Annotated in this window: 22 protein-coding genes; 9 read left to right on the forward strand and 13 right to left on the reverse strand. The window is 48.7% G+C overall.

Annotation, left to right across the window (positions count from 1 at the left end; genetic code table 11):
• Window positions 1–397 precede the first annotated feature (397 nt).
• Window positions 398–4873: a choice-of-anchor D domain-containing protein gene (locus H6F93_RS17750; protein ID WP_190683284.1), complete on the forward strand. Its 4476-nt coding sequence runs from the start codon at window positions 398–400 to the stop codon at window positions 4871–4873.
• A 91-nt stretch (window positions 4874–4964) separates the two neighbouring features.
• A complete protein-coding gene (locus tag H6F93_RS17755; protein ID WP_190683286.1) occupies window positions 4965–5246 on the forward strand; it encodes a hypothetical protein in 282 nt (93 codons plus the stop codon).
• Window positions 5247–5279: 33 nt separating this feature from the next.
• Here H6F93_RS17755 and H6F93_RS35850 read toward each other — a convergent pair whose 3' ends face one another.
• Window positions 5280–5402 carry a hypothetical protein gene (locus tag H6F93_RS35850; protein ID WP_524537963.1) on the reverse strand — a complete coding sequence of 41 codons (123 nt, stop codon included), beginning with the start codon at window positions 5400–5402 and terminating at the stop codon, window positions 5280–5282.
• 270 nt (window positions 5403–5672) lie between these two features.
• Here H6F93_RS35850 and H6F93_RS17765 point away from each other — a divergent pair, with 270 nt between their 5' ends.
• Both H6F93_RS17765 and H6F93_RS33665 read left to right on the forward strand, forming a co-directional pair.
• Window positions 5673–6548 (forward strand): hypothetical protein, encoded by an 876-nt coding sequence (locus H6F93_RS17765; RefSeq protein ID WP_190683289.1) that lies wholly within the window; start codon window positions 5673–5675, stop codon window positions 6546–6548.
• 55 nt (window positions 6549–6603) lie between these two features.
• Window positions 6604–6747 (forward strand): hypothetical protein, encoded by a 144-nt coding sequence (locus H6F93_RS33665; RefSeq protein WP_206755743.1) that lies wholly within the window; start codon window positions 6604–6606, stop codon window positions 6745–6747.
• Window positions 6748–6766: 19 nt separating this feature from the next.
• On the opposite strand, the gene H6F93_RS17770 is transcribed toward H6F93_RS33665, so the two are convergent.
• Window positions 6767–8215, reverse strand: coding sequence for an aminotransferase-like domain-containing protein (locus tag H6F93_RS17770; protein WP_190683292.1), 1449 nt, complete (start codon window positions 8213–8215; stop codon window positions 6767–6769).
• A gap of 191 nt (window positions 8216–8406) precedes the next feature.
• Between H6F93_RS17770 and H6F93_RS17775 the strand changes: the two genes are divergently transcribed.
• Window positions 8407–8904, forward strand: coding sequence for a GNAT family N-acetyltransferase (locus H6F93_RS17775; RefSeq protein WP_190683294.1), 498 nt, complete (start codon window positions 8407–8409; stop codon window positions 8902–8904).
• A gap of 11 nt (window positions 8905–8915) precedes the next feature.
• Window positions 8916–9419 (forward strand): GNAT family N-acetyltransferase, encoded by a 504-nt coding sequence (locus H6F93_RS17780; RefSeq protein ID WP_190683298.1) that lies wholly within the window; start codon window positions 8916–8918, stop codon window positions 9417–9419.
• A 46-nt stretch (window positions 9420–9465) separates the two neighbouring features.
• Here the strand turns inward: H6F93_RS17780 and H6F93_RS17785 are convergent, their stop codons facing one another.
• A complete protein-coding gene (locus H6F93_RS17785; protein WP_190683302.1) occupies window positions 9466–9909 on the reverse strand; it encodes a DUF29 domain-containing protein in 444 nt (147 codons plus the stop codon).
• A gap of 70 nt (window positions 9910–9979) precedes the next feature.
• Window positions 9980–10300 (reverse strand): hypothetical protein, encoded by a 321-nt coding sequence (locus H6F93_RS17790; RefSeq protein ID WP_190645569.1) that lies wholly within the window; start codon window positions 10298–10300, stop codon window positions 9980–9982.
• 158 nt (window positions 10301–10458) lie between these two features.
• Between H6F93_RS17790 and recR the strand changes: the two genes are divergently transcribed.
• Window positions 10459–11058, forward strand: a complete 600-nt coding sequence (recR, locus tag H6F93_RS17795; RefSeq protein ID WP_199313809.1) for a recombination mediator RecR — start codon at window positions 10459–10461, stop codon at window positions 11056–11058.
• A gap of 11 nt (window positions 11059–11069) precedes the next feature.
• Here the strand turns inward: recR and H6F93_RS17800 are convergent, their stop codons facing one another.
• On the reverse strand, window positions 11070–11624 hold the full coding sequence (locus tag H6F93_RS17800; RefSeq protein ID WP_190645570.1) for a response regulator: 555 nt from the start codon (window positions 11622–11624) through the stop codon (window positions 11070–11072).
• A 484-nt stretch (window positions 11625–12108) separates the two neighbouring features.
• On the opposite strand from H6F93_RS17800, the gene lipA reads away from it, so the two are divergent.
• Both lipA and H6F93_RS17810 read left to right on the forward strand, forming a co-directional pair.
• Window positions 12109–13047 carry a lipoyl synthase gene (gene lipA, locus H6F93_RS17805; RefSeq protein ID WP_190683305.1) on the forward strand — a complete coding sequence of 313 codons (939 nt, stop codon included), beginning with the start codon at window positions 12109–12111 and terminating at the stop codon, window positions 13045–13047.
• 151 nt (window positions 13048–13198) lie between these two features.
• Window positions 13199–13339, forward strand: a complete 141-nt coding sequence (locus tag H6F93_RS17810) for a photosystem I protein PsaX (RefSeq protein WP_190645572.1) — start codon at window positions 13199–13201, stop codon at window positions 13337–13339.
• A 225-nt stretch (window positions 13340–13564) separates the two neighbouring features.
• Here H6F93_RS17810 and H6F93_RS17815 read toward each other — a convergent pair whose 3' ends face one another.
• The 8 genes from H6F93_RS17815 to H6F93_RS17850 all read right to left on the reverse strand — a co-directional run bounded on the left by H6F93_RS17815 (window position 13565) and on the right by H6F93_RS17850 (window position 24049).
• Window positions 13565–14431, reverse strand: a complete 867-nt coding sequence (locus H6F93_RS17815) for a branched-chain amino acid ABC transporter permease (RefSeq protein WP_190645573.1) — start codon at window positions 14429–14431, stop codon at window positions 13565–13567.
• Window positions 14432–14562: 131 nt separating this feature from the next.
• Complete coding sequence (locus tag H6F93_RS17820) at window positions 14563–16338, reverse strand: hypothetical protein (RefSeq protein WP_242043503.1); 1776 nt, start codon at window positions 16336–16338, stop codon at window positions 14563–14565.
• Between the two features lie 65 nt (window positions 16339–16403).
• Window positions 16404–18041: a DUF2079 domain-containing protein gene (locus tag H6F93_RS17825; RefSeq protein WP_190683308.1), complete on the reverse strand. Its 1638-nt coding sequence runs from the start codon at window positions 18039–18041 to the stop codon at window positions 16404–16406.
• A 112-nt stretch (window positions 18042–18153) separates the two neighbouring features.
• Window positions 18154–19122, reverse strand: a complete 969-nt coding sequence (locus H6F93_RS17830; protein WP_190683311.1) for an ABC transporter permease — start codon at window positions 19120–19122, stop codon at window positions 18154–18156.
• A gap of 18 nt (window positions 19123–19140) precedes the next feature.
• Window positions 19141–20199, reverse strand: a complete 1059-nt coding sequence (locus H6F93_RS17835; RefSeq protein WP_190683314.1) for an ABC transporter permease — start codon at window positions 20197–20199, stop codon at window positions 19141–19143.
• A complete protein-coding gene (locus H6F93_RS17840) occupies window positions 20196–21743 on the reverse strand; it encodes an ABC transporter ATP-binding protein (RefSeq protein ID WP_242043504.1) in 1548 nt (515 codons plus the stop codon). The genes H6F93_RS17835 and H6F93_RS17840 overlap by 4 nt, the downstream gene beginning before the upstream one ends.
• 131 nt (window positions 21744–21874) lie before the next feature.
• Window positions 21875–22933, reverse strand: coding sequence for a BMP family protein (locus H6F93_RS17845; protein ID WP_190683317.1), 1059 nt, complete (start codon window positions 22931–22933; stop codon window positions 21875–21877).
• A gap of 153 nt (window positions 22934–23086) precedes the next feature.
• Window positions 23087–24049: an isopenicillin N synthase family dioxygenase gene (locus H6F93_RS17850; RefSeq protein ID WP_190683321.1), complete on the reverse strand. Its 963-nt coding sequence runs from the start codon at window positions 24047–24049 to the stop codon at window positions 23087–23089.
• Between the last annotated feature and the right edge of the window lie 46 nt (window positions 24050–24095).

Consider the following 24095-nt stretch of genomic DNA (forward strand, 5'->3'; position numbering starts at 1 on the left):
GTAGAACGCCTCTGCCAGATAGCTTAATAGCCTAAGCATCCTTAAATTCAAGTAGTACCAAAATTGCTATATCAAGGGGATCATGCCAAATTTGGACTAATTCTTCAAAATTAACGTTATGAATATAGAAATCAGTTGGCTTTTCTAGCAATTTGCAGGAGATACAGAGATAATTTGCACAACTACTTGGGGTTAATTTGTCACCTGCCACTCGTTATTTGTGATTCACTATATTGTTTACTCCTAATGACCCTTGACCGATGATCAATGCCCCCTATCATCCATAGCTCCACCTTCTTTTAATCTTCCTGAATCGATCGTTTTTCCTTGTCAAATTCCTCTCGAAATGTGACCGCTGACTTGTGCTGAATTGAATTAATGTTGCAGGGTTGCAATTATGATGCAAGAAACTCAGGAGAATCTTTTGGAGCAATCCAGGCAGGGCGATCCGGAGGCGATCGCCGCCCTGATTGACCGCTCTCTGCAACCCAAGGGCATTCGGACTCAAGCAGAAATTGACGAAGACTGTCTGCATCTTTTTCTTGAGGCAAATCAGGCTCCACCTCAGGCACAACTGGTTCCTTTTATTCGAAATGGCTTGACTAGCTTGGGCGTTGAGTCGATTCGGATGGTGAGAATTTATGGGCGACAAAAGGGGCAACGTCAACCGATTTGGCAGGAGGCAGTTGACCTTAACCCAGCCAATGCCTTTTCTGTTGCGACGGTGCAGCAAAGGCTCTCTACTCTATATCAGCCCTCAAGCAATACCAGCGGGATGGATAGAGGGTTGGATGAGTTAGGGTTAGAGCCATCAGACAACTCCGGGAATGGCACTGTCCTGCAACAAGAGCCAATTGGAGGGGTGGTCAATGGTCACAATGGAGCAACTCTAGTTCAGCCTGGTAATGCTGATGGCTCAGAGCCCTACAGTGGTGGACATGGCGTTGGGCAGCAGATTGCGATCGCCAACAAGGTCATGCACCTGACGGACTACGGTGGGGTGATCGACACCACACAAACCGGCGGTTTACGAAACTTGAAATTGCGTCCGGTTCCTACACCTCAGCGCTATTGCCCACCTTTTCCTGAGTTGTTGGGGCGACAGGTAGAAGTTGAGGCAGCGCTCACCAATCTGCGATCTGCTACACCAGTTGAGTTTTGGGGTGAAACGGGCTTAGGGAAAACGTCGCTATTGCAGGCGATCGCCTACGTCTCGGGCTTGGCAAACACCTTTCCCGATGGCATCGTCTATCGTCATGCCTACCGACAGACCGTGCCAGATCTGCTGCAAATTTTGCTAACAGATTTTTATGAATACGAAAGCAGCCTTCCCATTAAAGCAACAGAGACAGAAATTCGGGATGCACTGCAAGACAAAAAGGCCCTGATTCTGCTGGACGATGTGCAGATATCGCGGGAGGAAGTTGAAAATCTCCTCAACGCCTCACCCAATTTGACGTTTCTGCTAACTGGTTTGGAACGCCACCTTTGGAGCGAAGGACAAGCAATTCCAATACCAGGCTTGCCGCTGGACGATGCGCTGACCCTTCTGGAACGGGGTCTGGGTCGTCCGATTGAGGCGCAGGAGCATACTCCCGCTGCAAAGATCTGCAACGTGTTGGGTGGGCATCCGCTGCGAATTCTCCAGGTTGCGTCACTGGCAAGACATCAGGCAGCTGATGTAAATCGACCGTTTGATGAGCCCCTGAATCAACTGGAGGTAGATCATCAACCCGTCGATCGACAGCCATTTGAATCATCCCCTCTAGTCGCGATCGCCCAGGAGTTGCAGGACAGCCCCTCTCCAGAAGCGCTGGTGTTAAAAGCGTCTGCGAGTCTACCTCAGGCAGAGCGGCAGGCTTTGGCGGCGCTGAGTGTGCTAGGCGGTGTGCCTGCCCGTCCAGAAAATTTGGCTGCTGTGACCAGGCTGCCCGATGTTGAAAATACGCTGCGATCGCTATCCGACCGAGGGTTGGCACTAACCGATGGCAACCGCTATAGCATTGCTTCTAACTTGCTTGCCCCCCTCCAACGAGTTCCCAAGCGCGACCAGTGGATCAATCGAATATTGAGCTATTTCACCACTTGGGCAGAGCAACATGGGCAGACAACAGAACTTGCTCAAGAAAGCAATGTGTTGCTGCGAATGATGCAGCTTGGGGTCGAAACGCAGCGCTGGTCAGAAGTGCTGCGGCTGGCAAAAGCGATTGATCCTGCTTTGACGCTGAGTGGTCTATGGGGAGCCTGGGAACAGGCATTGCAGTGGGCATTGCAGGCAGCGCAGGCATTGGGCGATCGCGCTTCCGAAGCCTGGGCAATGCATCAGCTAGGCACTCGCGCCCTGTGTCTAGAAGATTCGTTTGCAGCTCAATCCTGGTTGACGCAGGCATTAGAACAGCGTGAATCTCTGGGCGACCAGCCTGGGACGGTAGCGACGCTACACAATCTAGGGCTGCTTCTGCCTCCTCTTACTCAGGTAGAGCTACCCATTCCAGTGCTTGAGCCGGAGCCGGAGCCAATTGCTGCACCGATACCTACGCCGACTCCCCTTCCTACGATTAGTTCAACCTCGACTCCTGCACCGCCCTGGTTAAAGTGGGCAATTTTGGCAGGTCTGTTTGCCGCTTTAGGCACGCTGTTGGCCCTGCTGTTTACCTCTAATCGCAATTCCGATCTGTGGTTGAGCCGCGATCGCCTGGATTTTGACAACCAGGAGCAAAACACCATCAGCGCGGTGGAGACGGTGGAGTTAGAAAATCGCGATTCAGCGCCTTTACAATTTAGCCGCGTTGCCCCGACGGGGGCTGATTCTGAAGACTTTGAAGTGACTGAAAACTGCACTGCTGCCCCAATTCAGCCAGCGGCAGGCTGTACAGTTGAGGTCAGCTTTGTACCAACCGACACGGGCAACCGTCGGGCTAATTTAACTTTCTATGATGCTCAGGGCGATCGCATACAGTCCATTCCCCTACGCGGTTCCGGCGAAGAGCCAAACAATCCACTGATCAGTTTCAACCCCAACCGACTCAACTTTGAGGCACAGGACGTTGGCACTCAAACGCCAATCCAGGTGATTACATTAGAGAACGTCAGTGCAGCTCCGGTCACCTTCGAGCGTATTGAGCTGGCCGGCCCGGCACGAGCAGACTTTCAGGCTACTGAAAACTGCACTGGACTGCCGATTCAACCAGGCGTGACATGCACGATTGAGGCGAGCTTCGCCCCAACCGCAGTCAGCGATCGCGCTGCCAGCTTAGTGATTCAAAGCAATACGAGCGATCCCCCCTGGGTGGTGCCACTGCGTGGGTTTGGCAATGAATCGGCTGCCGCAGGTTCCCCTCAGCAGGGCTTTAGCGACAGCACAACCAATCTGGGAGTAAATCCTGACAGTGTGGACTTTGGGGAACTGCGAGTCGCTGGCGCAAACGTTGCGCCTCAACGGGTAACGGAAACGATTACCCTGAATAATCCCGGTTCTGCCCCAATCGTGATGCAGGAACTTAGCCTGGGCGGGCAGAATGTAGACGATTTCCAATCTTCCACTAATTGCACCAACAATACAGTTGCGCCCAACTCAAGCTGCACTGTTGAAATTAGCTTCGCTCCTGGTGCGGCAGGCGAGCGGGTTGCCGATCTGCGGATCGTCAGCAATGCCCCAAATGGCATCGTAAGTGTGCGGCTAGGCGGCACTGGAGTTAACGCAATTCCCCGTGTGCCGCGCATTGCCCTCACTCCAAACGAACTCACCTTTGACGCTCAAGAAACTGACCCTAATGGCAAAGTCATCACTATCAGAAACGACGGTGCAATTGATTTGCGAGTTGGCAATATTGCGATCGCAGGTAACGATCCCAACTATTTTGCTCTGGCAACGCGAGATAACTCAATCAACTGCGCTAACACCGTCTTGGCTCCTGGCGAACGGTGCGATGTGGCGATCGCCTTTCGAGGCTCAGGCAGCGATCGCACTGCCGAGCTAACCGTTTCCAGCAATGCCCCCAATCGCATCCCTAGTATTCGGTTAATTGGACGGGGCAGCGGAACCAGTGGTGGCGACAACGGCAGTGCTAGCAGCGGTGCTGGCAGCGGTGGTGGCAGCGGCACTCCGCAAGCTCCCAGAATTAGCGTCACACCCGCAAACCTTACCTTTAACACCGCAAATAGCGAAGCAGCCATCTCAGTCACCAACAACGGCACTGCCGACCTAAGACTTGGCAACATTGCCATCACCGGAAACAATCCCGACTCTTTCTCCAGCGCCGAAGATAATGGCTTAATTAGCTGTTCTAATACTGTTTTAGCTCCTGGCGATCGCTGTGACATCAGCATCTTGTTCGCTGGTTCAGAGAGCGATCGCGCTGCCCGACTGACCATTCCCAGCAATGCCTCCGACCGTCCGATCGCGGTGAATCTGATCGGCGTTGGAAGTAGCTCAGGTGAAACTCCGGGCGCAACTCCAAGCGCGACTCCGGGTGAAACTCCAGCCGGTAATTCGTCTTTGTCGCTCAGTTCTCCAAATCTTAATTTTGGCACTCAGCCGTTGCTCGTCACAGCTGACCAACAGGTTTTAACCCTAACAAACACAGGCTCAAATCCTTTAGAAATTGGCAATATTGCCTTTACGGGTGATCCTGATTTTTTTGCGCTCTCGGCTAGCTCGGGCGACACTTTGGAGTGTTCCTACCAATCTCTTGAACCGGGAAGCAGTTGTCAGCTTACTCTTGGCTTTACGCCTTTTGCGGCAGGCGATCGCACTGCCCAACTCACCATTCCCACCAACGCTCCCGATGGTCCAGTTAGCGTCAGCCTTAACGGTTCTGGGGAACCTTCTGGAAATGCTGCTGTCCCAAGCTACACTCCCTACGGCCGTTAATATTTTGCGAGCACTTTGCTAACCTTTCACTAGAATCCGCCTATCGATTAGTCTGCGTTGTGTCACTATCCAAATTAACCCCTCCTCCATCATGGATACTGCCCAAGATCCCTTCTGCCAAGCCAACTACTTTCTAAGAAAAGCTGCTTATGATCGCTGGCACCGACAGCAGAGCAAACAACACATATTGCGATCGCAACTGGGCTTTACTGACGTTAGCCCCTCTCGCCCCAAGGTCTGCCAGCGCTGCGAACACTATCACGGCATTGCCTACGGCTACAACCGCGCCAACCGCACTGTACTAATTTGTGGCTTTCACCCCTTCGGCTGGCAAGGAGACGTTTGCCCTGACTGGAGTGAACTCAAAGATTGAACACCAAAACGGTGAACTATTCGATGTCCGATATCAGACAATTCGGGATTGAGCATCAGACAGTTGCTCAAACAACAGTTGCTTAAATAAAGCGTTAGTTGCAGTTAGGATGTCATCTGAAAGCTCAAAAGTTCCACTTTCAACATCAACCGCCACAATCCTGCCATAAATACCTTCCTCAACTTGTGAGCAAGCACAAGACTCATAGATCTCATCACCTCATCGAGCGAATTCTTCCTTGCTACAACGAGGTCGTCGAACCCCCAAAAGCCTGATCTCACCTCAACTTAACAAGTTGTTAGACAGCTTGCTTGTTCACAAACATTTCCACCTCAATGAGGCTGTGCATTTGTGTTAAGTACAGATGTTCCTACCATAATTAAGTTGATTTTAGTATGTGCTCTCTCTACTGACCAATAGATTCGGATGGTAAAGCTGAAGCCTGATCCAATAGCAGCGTCTGACCTAATTGAGTACCTGGATAACCATTCAGACTTTTCATTCGAGATCGAAACTTTAAGAGAATTGATCAAGATAGGTTTTACTTGCGAACATGGAGGTACTTATGAAGATCCTGCTACACAGATACCTCGTGAATATGATATTCGTGCAACTCGTCAGATAGAGGAAAAACTCCTGCGTCTTGCGGTTGAATGTAAAAATCTCCGCCCTAATTTTCCGATCCTGATTTCATGCTTACCTCGACGATCTGAAGAAGCATTTCATGAATTGTCGATTTCTGTTAAGCCACAGACTGAAATTCAGACTAAGTTCGGAACAACGCAACGTTTGACACCTAAAACAGCTGCCATGATTTCTTATGCTCAAACCTATCGATTGAAAAACACTGATTCTCTTTATCCTGTTGGTGAATTTGTTGGTAAATCATGTGATCAGGTTGGCAGATTAAAGAACGATGCTGAGATTTTTTCTGGTGATTCAGGTATTTACAACAAGTGGTCACAAGCATTGAGTTCTGCCCATGACTTAATATCTCTAATATTTTCTGATGGAAAGCGCATTGGTCAGCAGGCGGCTTCATTGGTTTTTCCCTTAGTTGTTGTCCCCAACAACCGGTTGTGGTGCGTAAAATGTGACGTGAATGGAAACCGTATTTCAGATCCAGAGTTGGTAAATCAATGCCCATTCTTTGTAAATCGAAAGTACCTCTATCAATCATCATCTGGTGAAAAAGAGTTCGTTATTTCTCATCTTGAGTTTGTCACCTTAGATGGTCTTCTAGAATTTGCAAGTCATCTTTGTAGTAAGGACGCTAAGAAGCTATTTTCAAAAAATACTTAACACTAAATTTTCTGCCAAAGAGATTCTTGAACACATCATATGTTGACTTTTCACCGTGTCTAACAACTCTAGTGCAGCAGATTTACCAAAACCCCTAGTGATGCTGCGAAGGTGTTGGCAACCGCTGATCGAGCGAATGCAGCAAAACCCAATTCCAACGAATACCCCCGATTCCCATGAGATACGTTGCATGAACTAGGAATTGCCAACCGCAGATGCTACGCAGTCCGAGCGATCGCCCCTGCCAACTGCCCTAAAACATTAACAGCTTGCTCCACTTCGCGTGACCAGGGATAGCCACAGTTCAACCGAATGCAGTTTTGATATTTTTGTGTAGTTGAGAAAATTGGTCCAGGGACGATGCTAATGTTCTGCTGCATCGCCTGTCGGTATAGCTCCAGGGAATCGACGGTTTCAGGTAGCTCCACCCACAGCAAAAAGCCGCCTTGGGGTCGGGTAATCTTAGTCCCTTTTGGGAAGACCTGGCTGACTGCCTGACTCATTCGCTGTACCTGAATTGCATAAGCCTGACGCAGTTGCCGCAGGTGGTGGTCATAACTGCCGCTTTGAAGGAATTCGGCGATCGCCAATTGCAGCAAAACTGGATTTGAAAGCGTGTTGGCATATTTCAGCCGCTCAACCTGAGGTTGAAATCGTCCTGCCGCTGTCCAACCCAGACGATATCCAGGAGCTAACACCTTAGAAAAAGAAGAACACAGCAGCACCATTCCTTCTCGATCAAACGCCTTCGCCGGCTTGGGGCGATTGGCATCAAAATAAAGATCCCCAGAAACATCATCCTCAATCAGCGGAATCTGTGCCTGAGCCAGCATTTCAACCAATTGCTGCTTGTTTTCCTCCGGCATACAGCTTCCCAATGGATTACTGAAGGTTGGGGTCAGGAGACAGGCTTTTACCGGATGAGTGCGAATGGCAGCGTCCAGCGCTTCCAGGCTAACGCCATCTCTAGGATGGGTAGGAATTTCCAAGGCCTTCATTCCCAAGCTTTCCAAAATTTGTAGAAATCCGTAAAAAACAGGCGACTCCACCACGATCACGTCCCCTGGCTTTGCTACCGCTTTGAGGCAAAGATTGAGCGATTCCATACAGCCGCAAGTGGTGACAATTTCTTCAGCGGTAAGGCTACCTCCCCAAGTGAGCGATCGCCGCGCAATCCGTCGCCGCACATGCTCGTTTCCGGGCGGCAGATCATAAACATTGCTGTTAACATCCGCATGACGAGCAATTTTTGCCAAAACGCGATTCAGCTTCAGCGTGGGTAACAAGGCAGGACTGTTTACCGATGCCCCCAACGGAAACATCTCTGGGTTTCGTGCCGCAGCCAAAATTTCAGAAACCAGTGAGCCAACTCCAACAGGTGTGGCGATCGCATCTGGCGCAGAAATTGATGGCTCCGGCGGCAAATCCTGCTGTTGGGACCGCACATAATAGCCCGATTGGGGACGAGCTTCTACTAAGCCCTCACTCTCCAGCAACCGGTAGGCTTCTAGCACCGTCGTCACACTAACGCCAAGCTGAGAACGAAGCTGGCGCACCGAAGGAATGCGATCGCCCGTCTGTAAGGTGCCTTGCTGAATCAATCGAGCAACCTTATCGGCAACCTGTTCATAAAGCGGACTCGACTTAAGCGATTTGCTCTCATTCATGCAGCCATCTTGCCCGAAGTAGGAGACAATAGACAGACACAATTTCCGTTACAACTAACAGTACAGTTAATCTCAAAATAAAACTGTTAGGGTACAAATCCGATTAACTGCATCTGTTTGTGGCGTGAAGGCTAGCTTAAAATTTGGCCGAGTCTTGTCTCTACAAATTCTTCTCCATTCTGGGCTAGCTAATGCCAACTATACAGACTTACACATCCGAATATTGTGACCAGGTAATTGACTTAATTCGACGTGTTCAGCAAGATGAATTTGCAGCACCGATCAAAATTGAGAACCAGCCCGACCTGCTCAAAATTTCTCAGTTTTATCAAGTTAAAAAGGGAAACTTTTGGATTGCTACTGAACAAGAAAGAGTAGTAGGTACGATCGCCTTAATTGATATCGGTAATAGTCAAGCCGCGATCCGAAAGATGTTTGTTGATCAAAACTATCGAGGCAAGCATATTGGGGTTGGTCAACAGCTTCTCAACACTTTATTAGATTGGGCTGAAATCCACTCTATCTCAGAACTTTATCTGGGCACGATTGAGGTCTTTAAAGCTGCCCATCGCTTTTACGAAAAGAATGGTTTTCTACAGATCAACCAAGCTGAATTGCCTTCTACATTTCCCGTCATGCAAGCAGATACTCGATTCTACAAGTACGTTCTTTCAACCCTAAACGGTTAGGAGATGTCCTTATGCAGTCAACCAGTGGTATTCAAGTTAAAATTAAAGGATATACTCCCGGCACAATTGGTCGCATTACCGAACTTCATGCCATTTACTACAGCCAAAATTGGGGCTTAGACGTAAAGTTTGAAGCCGAAATCGCGACTCAGCTATCAGAATTTTTGCTTCGCTTTGAGCCATCTCACGATGGCATTTGGACAGCAAATTTGAATGAGGAGGTTGTGGGGGCGATCGCCATTGACGGCAGTAAAGCCAAATCTAAAGGTGCCCGATTAAGATGGTTTATTCTTTCACCCGAATATCAGGGCTATGGTATTGGTCAACTGCTGTTAGAGAAGGCGATCGCTTTTTGTAAACAGGCTCAGCTCAATCAAATTTATCTTTGGACTTTCTCAGGATTAACTGCCGCTCGACACCTCTATGAAAAGTTTGGGTTCGTCGTTGACGAAGAATACACAGACAATGCTTGGGGCAACGCAGTAACTCACCAGAAATTTAACCTAAAGCTTTAGGATGAGGAGCATTTTTCACTCTTTAAACTCTCTTCAAACCGTCAATCTAATCTAGCTCTGGCAAGAAATCAGGATTGATCGTTTGTTCAACTGTATAAGGACAAACTTCTGGAAAAATTTGTTCTCCCAGCTGAGTTTCCCGAATTGCTAAAGCTAAGCCTAACTCATAAGCAGCAAAGAAAATTTCAGCCAGATAAGATTTCAAACTAGGACTATCTTTCAAAAGCAGCTTAATCTGAATCCTCTGTTCACGAATTGTTCCTAGCCAGCTATTGTTGCGTTTTTCAGATTGGAATTGCCACTTCAACAGATGTCCCAATAGAATACCTAATCGATTTCTTAACTCTTGGCGCTCTTTTCTGCCCAAAGTTTCAATTTCTTCAATCAAGTTTGCTGCATCTAATTGTTCCCATTGATGCGCTTTGAGCAAACCAATCTGCTCCTGCGTCCAGGCATAGAAATCTATTTCATACAGGTGAAGGGTATCCATCTGTTTTACCTTTGACAAAGCGAATGCTAAACGCAGGAGCGTTTCCTAGAAACGCTCCTGCGCAAATGGGCTATAGTTCTGTGCCAACCGCAGGGCCGTTGTCCGAGTCGATAATAATCAGCTCTTGCGGTAGTCCTAGCTCACCGGGTGGACGAATAATATTGGAACGATTTGAATCCTCGTCAAAGACAGTTTGGTTAATGTTGTTTTCTAGAGTGTTGAGGCGATCGCCATCATATTCAAATTCTTCAGGCTCTTGTTCGGGGAGTAAAAGCTGAGATGCATTACCTTGAGGAACACCAACTGACTCAGTTTCCAGAGTGTTAGCCCAGGCAGAAGTGGCTCCAACAACGCTCAGAAGTGTTACCGCAGTTAGAAGAATGAGTTTCATAGTTTGCCCTCTCGTCTTGTTTCAATAGCGAACTCGATCAAGCTACTTCAAAACCGAAAACGGGCGCTGCCCATTACACCAGCTACCTCAAGAGTAGCCCACAACCCCCAAAGGATTGCTATATGATCGAATTTTAGGCAGGAAAACCTGGAGGAATTCTGACAGCTTACACACGCCCTCTAGCTCGTCTCATCGAGCAGTTTCAGCGATTACCTGGTGTTGGTCCCAAAACAGCCCAGCGTCTCGCGCTGCACATCCTCAAGCGCCCTGAAGAAGAGGTCAAAGCGCTGGCTCAAGCCCTGATGGAAGCTAAGCAGCAAGTTGGCTTCTGTTCTGTATGCTTTCACCTATCTGCTGAACCTGTCTGCGAAATCTGTAGCGCTCCAAACCGCGATCACAACACTATTTGCGTGGTTGCCGATTCCAGAGATGTGATTGCCTTAGAGCGAACCCGTGAATACAAGGGAAAATATCACGTCCTGGGCGGATTGATCTCACCTATAGACGGCATCGGTCCAGATCAACTTCACATCACACAGCTTGTGCGACGGGTTAGTCAGCAGAGCATTAAAGAAGTGATTTTGGCAATTAGCCCCAGCGTTGAAGGCGAAACAACCACCCTTTATGTTGGGCAGTTGCTTAAACCCTTTACGCGAGTCACCCGAATTGCATTCGGCTTGCCCATGGGCGGCGATTTGGAATATGCCGATGAAGTAACTCTGGCACGCGCTCTGGAAGGCAGGCGAGACTTAGATTAGGAACTGTTGGACTACTTCAGCTTTTGCTTAATAAACGTTAGAAGCTGACCCATTTGTTTCTTCAGCGTATCGATTTCACCCTGCATCTTGGCGATTTTTTGGTTGAGTGCCTCCACTTCGGCTGAGCTAACGCTGGCGGCAGTGCCAGCGGGTGCTCCGACACCAGCTACAGGTTGAGGGCGGCGAGGCAGGCGGGCCTTTGCCATCGCTGCCTTGATCGCCTCAATCAGCTGCTTTTGCTCAAACGGCTTCTCAATAAATTCAAAAAACTCAAAGGGTTCTGAAATCTTTTCGGTGACCTCTTCTCGCCGACCAGACATCATCACGAGAGGAATGCTTTGCAAATCAGTCTGCCCTTGAATTTGCTGGAAAACTTCCCAACCGCTCATGCGGGGCAGTAGGAAATCCAACATAATCAAATTGGGGCGTTCTTGCCGAATCGCATCAAGTCCTTCAATCCCATCTTTGGCTTCCAGGACTTGGAAGTTACCTTTGGGCAACATGTCCCTTACCATGTTGCGGATAACTCTGCTGTCATCAATGACTAGGATTTTGTGACTTGCCACAATGGACTCCTTTGGTGTGACTCGAAGGAACAAACGAAGGGTGTATTTTGTCGAACTATCTGCTCTGTAGGAACATGAAACTGACCCATAACAAAAGCTTGAGAACGCTCAGGGAAAATAGACTATTGCCTTGCATCATCTGCTATGCAACGTCTATTGTGTCATGGACTAGTGTAGCCTCTGATCTACGGAATAGCTTGCATTTTAGCCAGACATCGCTGTTTGCGGCAAAACAATTTTCTAACTATTCGCTAAGTTGAGGCGTTTAGTTAAATCTTCCGGCAAGTCTTTACTCCCCAGAATCAGGATCTAACTGCATCACCTCTACTCCATCTAGCTATCCCAAATCTTATCGTCCTCTACACAAAAAAGTCTTTGCGGATTTGACACTCCGCTATAGCGCCAACAGAGCCGTTTTACCGGGAGGAGGCGATAGAATCGGTAGCATATTGGCTCTGCTGGGTAGTGGTGGGATTGGGAAAATATGCCTTTAGACGTGAATCAAACCTCAAACCGAGTTTCAGAGGAGGACGTAGAAGTAGGAGTAAGGCGATCGCCCTCTCCTTTGCCAACTTGGCTGCGTCGTCCCATCGGTAAAGCCAGCGAAATCTCCACGGTGCAGCAGATTATTAAGCAGCGGCAAATTCACACAATCTGTGAAGAAGGGCGTTGTCCCAATCGAGGCGAATGCTATGCCCAAAAAACGGCCACCTTTTTGCTGATGGGTCCGACCTGTACCCGTGCCTGTGGCTTTTGTCAGGTCGATAAGGGCCATGCTCCAATGCCGCTAGACCCAGAGGAACCTCAAAAAATCGCTGAGTCAGTCCGACTGTTGGGGCTGCGCTATGTGGTGCTGACTTCAGTAGCACGGGATGATCTGCCTGATCAAGGAGCGGGATGGTTTGCCCAAACGATGGAAGCCGTCCGCCAAGTCAATTTTGGAACCCAGATTGAAGTGTTGACTCCCGATTTTTGGGGTGGCACAGAGGGAGATATTGCTCAGCGACAGCGCATTGCTACAGTTGTACAGGCTCAGCCTGCTTGCTACAACCACAATGTGGAAACGGTGCGCCGCCTTCAAGGTCCGGTGCGTCGAGGGGCAAAGTATGAGCGATCGCTTCAAGTGCTGCAAATCGTCAAAGAACTTGAGCCATCGATTCCCACGAAATCTGGACTGATGTTGGGGCATGGGGAAACGAAAGCTGAGTTAGTTGAAGCGATGCAGGACTTGAGAGCGGTAGGCTGCGATCGCCTCACTCTAGGACAATACATGCGCCCATCGCTAGCACATTTGCCAGTACAGAAATACTGGACACCAGAAGAATTTGAGGAATTGGGGGCAATTGCCCGTGATCTGGGATTTGCTCACGTTCGTTCTGGCCCACTCGTCCGTAGCTCATACCACGCAGGAGAAAGCGAGTAGCACTTAGGTCGCAGGTGAAGCCAAATTAGCCATAACTGCAGAATTAATATTGAGTTCTGTCAATTGGGTGCTGTGCTTTGTCATCCGACAGTTAATAATTAATTTTAGGTTTGAGTTCACATGTAAAGTTACTCATAAGGAATTGATTCCCATGACTTCTAAACAAGCAAGACTGAAAGAAAACGTTGCTACTTCAGGGAACCCTCCCTACCCCTATCGCACGCTTTGGGCAATTATTCTGCTGGCGGGCAACTTCTTGGTTGCAGCCTTCTACTTTGGCATTCTTAAGTAATTTCTACGCAAGCAGCTTGCTCTAGCCAAGCTGACAAATACAAAATCTTTGGCTGTGAGTTGAGGGCTGTGGATTCAATCCAAGGTCTTCAACTTACAGCTATTATTTTTATTGGCGGCGGCTGTCCATTCCAAGCTCTGCTGCAAAGTTTGAATTCAGACAGAATATCGTCGCTGACGGGCGCTATTCTCAGTTTGGCTGTTATCAGGTTATGGACTAAAGTAATCAAATTGTGCCTCGGAACAGCCCTTGAGGGCGAATCAGCAAAACCAGAATCATGATGAATAAGGCAACCCCCAGCTTGTATTCTGTGGGGAGCCAGTAGGTGCCAACTTCCTGGGCAATGCCAATGACGAAAGCTCCGGCGATCGCTCCATAAGGATTGCCAATTCCACCTAAAATCACCGAGGCAAACATCGGCAGGATTAAGAACCAGCCCATATTTGGGCGCACTGCCGTAATCAGCCCGTACATACCACCCCCCAAGGCGGTTAGTCCCGCAGCAATTACCCATGTCCAGATGACGACCTGATCGACATTGATGCCGGAGACACGCGCCAGGTCTATGTTGTCTGCGACTGCTCGCATTGCCTTGCCAATCTTGGTGTTTTGCAGCAGGTAGTGAAGTCCTAAAATTGCCAGGATAGCGAGCGCCACAACCACAATTCGGTAGTAGGCAATTTTGATGCCAAAGATATCAAGCGCAGTGGCGACGGGCAGGTTATAAGCCTGGTTGTCTCCTCCCCAAAATAGAATGATGCCGTTGCGAATGAATAGGGCTAAACCGATTGAAATAATGATCAGCGTGGTGGAGGTAGCTCGGCGATCGCGCATGGGCGACCACAATAGCTTTTCGCTAACAAGGGCTGCTCCTACTGTTGCTACCGCTCCGACAATCATCGAGAGCCAAATATTAGCTCCGTTAGCGTTGATCAATAGGGTCAGGTAAGCTCCGAGCGTCATCAAATCGCCATGAGCAAAGTTTGCGAGTCGCAAAATTCCGTAGGTTAACGTCAACCCGACTGCGGCCAGAGCAATAATGCTGCCAGTCGCAATCCCGTTTACCAACAGTTGAATGAGTTGTTGATCCATACCTACCTTATGTGACCCCTGAGCAACAGTTTATTTGATCTGCCATTCCTGGAAATAATTGTCTAAGAACAATTCCAGTTCGAAAGTTCAAACTGCACCAAATTTCAGATTGTATACCCAAAAGCAAAGAATTAGCCGTCAGAGATTGTAATGCAGTTCGCATCAATGATAGTCAAGTTTCTTTCAGATAAAACTGAGCATTGATCTTGAAACCTCTGCAAAACAGGCTTTTCTCCTCGTTCAAGCCAAGCAATTGCCTCAAGCACAACTGGCTGAAAAGAACTATGGATTAACCACTTTTTCTCTTTAAGAAACTCGGACTGAAAAGAGGTGTTTTCTACCACAAAGAAATCAATCCCATAGGATTGAATCACTTCCTCAACTTTCTCAGAATCAGAACTGTATAGCGCATAGATAGTATCAATAGTGTGTTGCTTAAATTGATTGTAATAGCTTGGATGATAGGCAAATGCAAATTCTTCTCCAGCTAAAATTGAACGTTGGGAGAATGCAGGAAAAGAATTGGCTTCCTTAACTAAAGAAGCAATGAGTGTATCTTTTGGTTGATTGGCAAAGAAATCATAGATTTCTGGATAACGCCCAACTACCCACTGTTGACGATTTAAGGCAACAGCAGGCAAAGCGAAGGTAACTAAACACAGGATAAATAGCGTTCCTATCATTCCTATTGCAGCATAATGTTTGACCTTATATCTTGGTTTAGCAAAGGAACGAATGGAAGCGATTTGACCTGATGCATTTACCGCTCTATTTTGCTGTAACCAACGCCAACTTGCATGAAACAAAACTGTAAGAGCGATCGCAGCCGCTATTGGCATCACAAATCGCAAACTGTGATAAGTATATCGACTGGGAAAATACAATTTCAACAACACTAGATGAGCTAGAAGAAACACTCCCAGGGAAGCAAATAATATTTGCCATAAAATACGAATTTCTCTCGTAACACTCCTAACTAGTGGCAGTTGAGATTTTAATATTATTGGCAAACTTAAACTAATCCAGTTGACGTAAGGCATGTCAGGAGCCCGTAAACCGCTAGAGCCTGACAATATAAATGAAAGAGGATCGACACCAAAATACTTGCTTCTCCCTTCCGAACCAAATTCAGGCATTGCTTTCATCTGTGAAGCTGTTACAACTTCCCCAAACCCTGAAAAACTTTGCGTAAATGGAAGTACGACAAGAGCAGCGACCCCTAAACCGAATAACCAAACGATGTAATGATGCTTCTCCTGAGTTAGCCGAGGTAATCCGTTTTGCCAATTGATTAAACGAACGGTGAGAATCGTAATTTCTACAAGCAGAAGTTGGGGGAAAAATAGTCCTTGGAGAGCGATTGTGATTAAGCAAGGAACTAGCGATCGCCGCAACAAATAATATAAGAAAGCAGCAAAAAGGGGATAGACAAAAGCTCTGGGGGTTGCTGAGGCGATATCATCCTTTAACCAGAAAGTTTGATTAAGCAGTAAGACGGCTAGAAAAGCACCAGCCGGAATTGGCAAGAGACGTAGATAAGCTTTGAAGATGTAAGCAGAAGTAATTAGTGCCAATATTACAGGCAAAATCTTAGCTAATAGAAGCGGCTCAATCCCTAATTTTGCCATCATCCAGTAGAGGGATCGAAATCCAGCAGGAGCAAGGGTTTGAAAGTAATGTGCAATTAAGTCATTCGGAAAAAGTTGAGGATCAATGTACCGCTGTAACCAAACAACGTGATGTCTAGCATCATCTTGCACAACATTTTCGGCACTGAACGCGCGCTGAAGAGATATCAATCCAAAGTAGAGCGGAATCATTAAACTTAGACACAACCAGATAAATTCATGGTGTTTATTTGGTTGTCCTGATGATGCCTTGAGTTTTAGGAGGTTTTTAATACGCATAAAGAAATAAATTGACTTGCCAACTAAATTGGCTACAAGAATTTGATTGTCTTGTCAAAAAATTGTTATGGAGAAGCTTCGTCGCTAAAGATAGGAGCTAGTTCTTGTTGGTAGATTGTCCATGCATTTAGAGCTGTCTGATTAGAATTTGCTCTGTTTTGCAGAAGAACAACCCTATCTTCGAAACCAATCAGCCCGTACTGACGCTCTATGAGGGTATTGGTAGCGTCAATCATTGACTTCAGACTTTTGCGGTAGCTCTCAAACGCCGGTTCATACTGTTGCAGATACCAAAGATCGGCGATCGCATACTCTACCGATACACTCTCGTCCAAATCATTTCGCAATTGGAAGCTGGGAAACCGCAGTGCCTCTCGCCGACTCGACAAATGAGAAACGATTTGATCTGTGGCGGTTACACTAGCATCACTTGGAATTTGGGCAAGGAGCGATCGAACTGCCTGACTATGCTGCCATTGTTGTGGCGGAGACACATAAACCCAAGGTTGGAAAGAATCTGGAATTGCCCAAGACAGTGCATGGCTGGGATTTGCTGTCAAAGTGAAGAATAGCGAGAGCCCAATACAGGCAGTCCAGAAGAACCGAAACTGACGAGTGAAGCGATCGGGATGCTTTGCCCACCAGAGAATAGTTCCGTAAAACAATCCTGGAACCAAAGACATCGCATAGCGCCAGTGTGGAGATAGAGCGGTGACTTCTGCCTTTAGTAGCAAAATTTTGAGCAGTGGAAATCCAGCTAATGCCCAAGCTTCAGGAGCAACTAACGGCACAAAAGCGAGTGGCACCCAATGCCCTAACAAATAACTGATCGTCTTCCCCACGGGTGTCACAATTTCAACAATCAATTGTCCAGGGTTACGAGTGATCGCCCACAGCACGTCTAGTGTTGAGGCTTCTTCGTTGTCAACGAATTGCCCAAACTGTTCCACCATGAACCGCTGAGAGATGTCTTGAGAAAACAGCGGCATGATCAGGTTTGTGACGATGAGGATGTAAGCCAAGCTCAACAGACACAACCCGACCCCAATACGGGGATAGCGACGGCTGATCACCAGGTAAAACCCAATGCTGAACAAAATTATGCCACTGTCTTCCCGAACCAGTAGAAGCAAGATTGCCAGAATTCCAACTATCCACCACCTGCGTTTTTCTAATGCCAGGAGTAATCCAAAACCATAAAGTGGGATCTGACAAATGTCGTGAAAATTAGCAACAGTGGGACCAATGACAGCGATCGCACCAAAATAACTCACCACTATCAAACTCGATAGCTGAGGCGAGTGGTAGTGTCGCGCCAACGCATACAGTACAAATCCTGCTGCTGTAACTAGCGTCACTTGTAAAATGGACAGCCCAGCAGGTGATTGAAACAAAGCATAGAAGGGTAGCCACAGCAGCAGGGCAGGCGTAAAATGCTGTCCCAAACGACGATAGGATACATCTGGAATGTCGCCCTGCATGACGCTTGCCGACTCAGTAGACGATAAGGAACTTTCAAATAGCCGACCGTGCAAACTATTCCAAAAAACTTGGTTGAAGATTCCTTGATCAAAGGAAACGTAAGTTAAGGAAAAATTGTAGTATCTGTGCAACACCAAGATGCAGCATACTCCCCAGAAAAGGATAGCAACGCCGATCACAAACTGGAGTTGAGGCGACTTAAAAGCTTTTTGCCAGATCATTACCGAGAAAAATTCATGGACGGGGGAGTAAGCATTAGTGCGCTTTAGCTTACCATTCCTCTTAATCTAGTGTCAGCAATTTTCGGATGGGTAAGCCATAGGGTGTGCCCATTTACCGTTTGCCCTGAATGTAAGGAATGCCCAGTGCGGTTGGAGTTTGGTCACGGATGCGGCGACTCACCAATACCAGCAGCGTTAGCAGGTAGGGGAGCATCAGCAGAAATTCGTAGGGCAAGGTTTCCGATCCCAATGCTTGAATTCGAAATTGGATTGCGTCGGCAATTCCGAATAGCAGTGCGCCGAATAGTGCCAGTCCGGGTTGCCAGCGGGAGAAGAACACGAGGGCGATCGCAATCCAACCTCGCCCAGCCGTCACTCCTTCAATAAATAAATTGAGCTGTACCACCGTCAACACAGCCCCACCAAACCCAGCCAGGGCAGAACCAGCCAGGGTGCAAAGATAGCGGATAGTGATGACACTTAGCCCAGAAGTGTCTATGACGGCTGGATGTTCCCCGGTTGCCCGAATCTGAAGTCCCCAGCGGGTGCGGTACAGCAAAAACCAGCAGAGCATCACGAGCAGAGCACTCAAATAAACCACCAGGCTGTGATTAAACAGCACATCACCTACTACTGGAATTTGGGAAAGTCCTGGAATCGGCAAGGGAGCCAGTCCAGTAACGCGAGCTTTGCCCAAAGCAGGATATTCTCGGTAGAAATAAGTCGTCAGGCTTTGCCCCAGGAGAACCAGTGTAATTCCGGCGATGACCTGGTCAGTACGGCAGGTAATCGAGAGAATTGCCATCACCAGCCCCATCAACATTCCGGCTAGCAGTCCCGCCAGCAACCCCAGCCAAATAGACAGTTCAGTCAGTCCTGTTGTCTGTTGCAACGCATAGGTGGTCGCGAATCCAGCTAATCCACCAACCAGCATTATGCCTTCCAATCCCAAATTCATCACACCGGATAGCTGGGTAATGATTTCGCCTAAAACAGCCAGCAGCACGGGCACGGCAAGCCGAATCCCGGCGGTGAGAATGGCAATCAGAAAGGTGGTTGTTAAGATTTGATCCCAGGGCATAAACAAAGAAGAAATAAGTTAAGCAGTGGGTTCTCGTTGGGCGATCGCCTGTCCAGCTAGCACACCCAGTACCAGTAGCGCCTGTAGTACGCCAGCAACCGCCGCTGGAATTTGCAAAGACACATTTAAGCCCTGTGCGCCGACCTCTAGAGCCGAAAACAGCACGGCTGCAACTAATATGCCAACAGGATGCAGTTGTCCCAACAGCGCAACTAAAATGCCGGTGAAGCCGTAGCCATCAGAAATGCTGGGTTTTAAGCGCGTATAGGTAGCGCTAACTTCGATCACACCTGCCAGTCCTGCTAAAGTGCCGCTGATTAGTAGAGCGGTCAGAATGCTTCGTCCGGTTTTGATGCCGACCCATTCTGCCACGCTGAGCTTTGCACCCACTGCCCGCAGCCGAAAGCCAAGTGTGGTACGCCACAGCAGCACATAGGCTAGACCGACCAGGATCAACGCCAGCAAAACGCCGATGTGAAGCCGACTATCCCCCAGGCGGGGCAAACGTGCTGCCGCTACAAATTTGGCAGATTCCGGCAAAAAGCCGTTGGGGTCGCGCAATGGAACTCGTGCAGCATACTGCACCAACAGAATGCCAATATAGTTCAGCATTAAGGTGCAGATGATCAGGTTGACTCCTCGCTTCAAATGCAGCAACCCAGCCAATCCGCTCCACAATAAACCGCCTAGCCCGCCTGCAATCAGCATTAGAGGAATCAGCAAAATAGCAGGTAGTGTTGGAAATGTCAGGCCAATCCAGCCGCCTAGCAAAGCTCCAATGTGATACTGTCCCTCTGCCCCAATGTTCCAAACTCGTGCTTTGAAGGCGATCGCCAACCCCAGCGCGATGATCAAAATAGGCGTAGTTTTGAGCAACGTCTCAGTCAGTTGACGCGATCCTCCCAATGCACCAAGGAGCAATTCCTGGTAGGCTTGCAGCGGGTTGGCTCCACTAAGCACCAGCAAAATGCTGCTGAATAACAGGGCGATAAGAATTCCCAGCACTGGAGCTAAAGGTTTCAACCTTTGCAGCGAGAATTGTTTGATCGGGTTAGATGCAACAGAATTGGAAGTCATGAAGTTTGGAGCGATCGCTTCTCACTCATCATGGGGTCATCCGTAACTTGAGTCTTGCCTGCCATCAGCAGTCCCAGATGATTGACATCTGCTGTCGCTGCGTCTATCAAACCGACAATCTGACCTTCATAGAGAACGGCGATGCGATCGCACAGGCGCAAGATTTCATCCAGTTCTGTTGAAATCAGCAAAATTGCTGCTCCTGCATCTCGCTGAGCCATCAGTTGAGCGTGAACATATTCCATCGCTCCTACATCTAGCCCTCGTGTCGGTTGGGCCGCGAGAATAACCGGGTGATTGCGATATAGCTCACGGGCAATAATCACCTTTTGAGCATTGCCACCAGACAAAGTGCCGCTCGGCGTGTGAACCGAAGGAGTCCGAATCAGGTATTGCTGCACCAGGGCGATCGCCTGTTTCACCATTTGCGCTGGACGCAGAAATCCTTTCTGGCTGAAGGGGAAACGATCGATATCGCGCAGCAGCAGATTTTCTGTCACCGAAAACTCCGGGATCAAGCCCATGCTGTAGCGATCGGAGGGAATATGAGCCAGTGTGCCGTTACGGTGGATTTGTCCTTGAGTGAGCGATCGCAGCCCAATTATTGCTTCCTCCAGTTCTCGCTGTCCGTTGCCATCGACCCCAGCGATGCCAACAATTTCACCTGGGTAAACCTGAAGATTAATATCCTGGAGAACCGGCAAACGGTGATGCCCTACCGTAGAAACTTGCTCCAAAGACAGTAGGGGAGAACGATCCGCAACTTCCACAACAACCCGATCTGGACGGTCTAGATTCACCTCTCGCCCCACCATTAGCTCGGTCAAATGATGAGCATCACAGTTAGCAACTTCAACAGAGCCAACTCGCTGTCCGTCTCGCAATACAGTGACGCGATCGCACAACGCCAACACCTCATTTAGCTTGTGGCTGATAAAAATAATGGCAGTCCCCTGAGCCGCCAAGTCTCGCAGAATGGTCATTAAACCTTCGGTTTCTTGCGGGGTCAAGACTGCCGTTGGCTCATCCAGAATGAGGACATCAACTTGGCGATCGAGCGCCTTGAGAATTTCTACCCGCTGCCGTTCTCCAACAGACAGTTGCCAAACGGGTGCCGTCGGATCAATTCCTAAACCATAATGAGCCGAAAGAGCCCTGAGTCGCTGATGGAGTGCGCGTGAATCGTCTCGCCAACCTCGTCCGGTTTGACCTAGCGCAATATTTTCAGCGACAGTGAACCGCTCCACCAACATAAAATGCTGATACACCATGCCAATGCCAGCGGCGATCGCATCGGCAGGACGCTGAAACCGCACTGACTGTCCTCGCAGCCAAATCTCCCCCTCATCTGGCTCATACAGCCCACAGAGGATATTCATCAGCGTGGTTTTTCCCGCCCCATTCTCACCCAGTAGTGCGTGAATCTCCCCCGCTTGCACCACAAAATCGACCTGCTGATTTGCCATCACTCCCGGAAACCGTTTGGTGATGCCCCGCATATCAACCGCAGGTAGAAGGGTAGATTGTGAGGGTGAATGATCCATTAATGCAATTCAGATAATGCAATTCAGAGAACTGAATAGACTCGTGTAAGCGCAACGATATGGAATTAGGATATTTGGCGATCGCTCGACCTATCCACAGGCGAACGATCGTTCGCCCCTATCTGGAATTCCTAATTTGGCACAAACGGCACTTCTAATTCGCCTGCTGCAATCTGTTCCTTCGTCTCCTCCACAGATTTCAGCACCTCCTCACCGACCTCATCTTGGAAATCGGTTGGCACCTCAACCTGAATTACCCCTTCTGGAATTGCCAAATTATAGAACTGATCGGCAAAGGTATTAGCCGCCGTATCGTCCAGCATTTGCTGAAACAGCGGCTCCATATTCCAAATCAGGTTAGATGCAACCACTTCTGGACCCAAAGACGACATATCACCGACATAGCCAGTAGCGTATCCACCTGACTCTTTTGCTGCTTCAATCTGTCCCAGCGTTGGACCCTGACCACAGCCAATCCAGAAATCCACCCCGGTTTCTGCTTGAGATAGTGCCGCTTCCTTAGCTTTGGCAACGTCATACCAATCGCCTACCGCCGCGCTGGTTAGCGTTGCACCAGGACGCACCTGCTGCGCACCTGCCAGCATTGCCTCTCCCATTGCATGACAAACGGGAATGTCATAGCCATACAACGCACCTAGTTTCCCTGTTTCGCTTAGCTCAGCAGCCACTAACCCAATCAGGTATGCACCTTGATAAAAGGGTTGGTCGTAGTCCGCCACGTTTTCTGCCGTTTCACCAATGCCACCTGCCCAGGCAAAATCCACTTCTGGGAATTCTTCTGCCACTTCAAATACGGCATCTTTGTAGCTAAAGGAATGCGCCACAACCAGGTCATATCCTTCCTCTGCGTACTGGCGCAAAACGGCGGCGACATTCGCTGGATCAACCGCTTCTGACACCGCTACTTCAACCCCTTGTTCCTCTAGCTTTTGACCCGCTTCAAAGGCAGCCTGATCCCAAGATTGGTCAGTCGAAGAACCGCTCAGCACTAGTGCCATTCTAGGAACATCTGCTGAACCTTCTGCCTCAGTCGGGGATGCTGCCTCAGTTGGTTCAGCATCGGTGGAAGTCGTGCTTTGACCACAAGCACCTAGCACTAGGAGGGGAATGGAAAGCGATAGTCCCAATAGCGTTGGCAGCAACCGACGAAAGGTGAACGGTGTAGTCATTCTGAATAGTTGATTGAGTGATAGATAGATAGAGCGGTGAGAAGCCTTGAACCTTGTGGATGTTGGGTTTCGCTTTGCTACACCCAACCTACGCGATAATTTTTGTCGGTCGATCAGGACGAATGGGTGTTACTACTTCATCCTTCTTACTTCTTAGTAGGTTGCCTGTAGGCGGCTAAGCAGGTATTCGCCCGATGTCACGGGAGGGTATCGGGGTGGATTTTCTGAGGACTGACAACTGGGCAGGCAAACGATTTCAGCTTCAGCATCAGGTTGACAGAAGAAGGCAATCGAGTAGCGATCGCGTCCCACATTTTCCCCCTGAGGCAGTGCCACCCGGTGTTTAGTCGAGCGAAACACATCATTGCTCCAGCGCTGGGTTAAATCCCCCGTATTAATCAAGACGGCATCAGGAATTGAGGGAGCTGAAATCCATTCACCCGCTGCCGTTTGCACCTCCAAGCCACCCACATCATCTTGAAACAGCAGCGTCAGCGTGCCGTAATCAGAATGTGCTCCCGCCCGAATTTGTCCTGGCTTTGGCGGGTTCGCTAAAGGTGGGTAATGGAGTAGGCGGAGGGTATAGTTATGAGCCTGGTGTTTGTCAGAAATAAAGGATTCAGGCATTTGAAGGGCGATCGCAAACGCACGAAATATCCGATCAGCAGCTTCCGTGCAAACTTCAAAAAACTCTGTCACCGCCTGCCGAAATTCATCCTGACCAGCGGGCCACTGGTTTAGCACTAGAGCTGGATTCTCAGTTCCCACATCCTCAGCAGACACTTCTTTGCCAACATTAAAAGCTTCTTTCAAATCACCAGGCTTTGTCTCGTCCAGTCGTTCTCGCTCAACACCGACATAACCACAATTGCTCATTTCGTTTGACCAGGCGATCGCCTGCTTCTCCTCATCTGGCGAGGCAAAAAATCGACGTGACTGGTCGAATACATGAGCGATCGCCTCTTGTGGAATGCCGTGATGAGTCAGATACAAAAAACCTACCTGATGACAAGCACGATAAATTTCTTGAGCAACTCGCTGTTTTCCCTCTAGGTCATCTGTGACAAAAGGAGAAAAATCAATGACTGGAATTTCAACACAAGCATCAACTAGCATAATTTCTCTTACTGCCGAAGCACGCTCAAGCAGGTGTAGCGATCGC

This window comes from Leptolyngbya sp. FACHB-671, from assembly GCF_014695745.1.
GTDB lineage: Bacteria > Cyanobacteriota > Cyanobacteriia > Elainellales > Elainellaceae > JAAUTN01.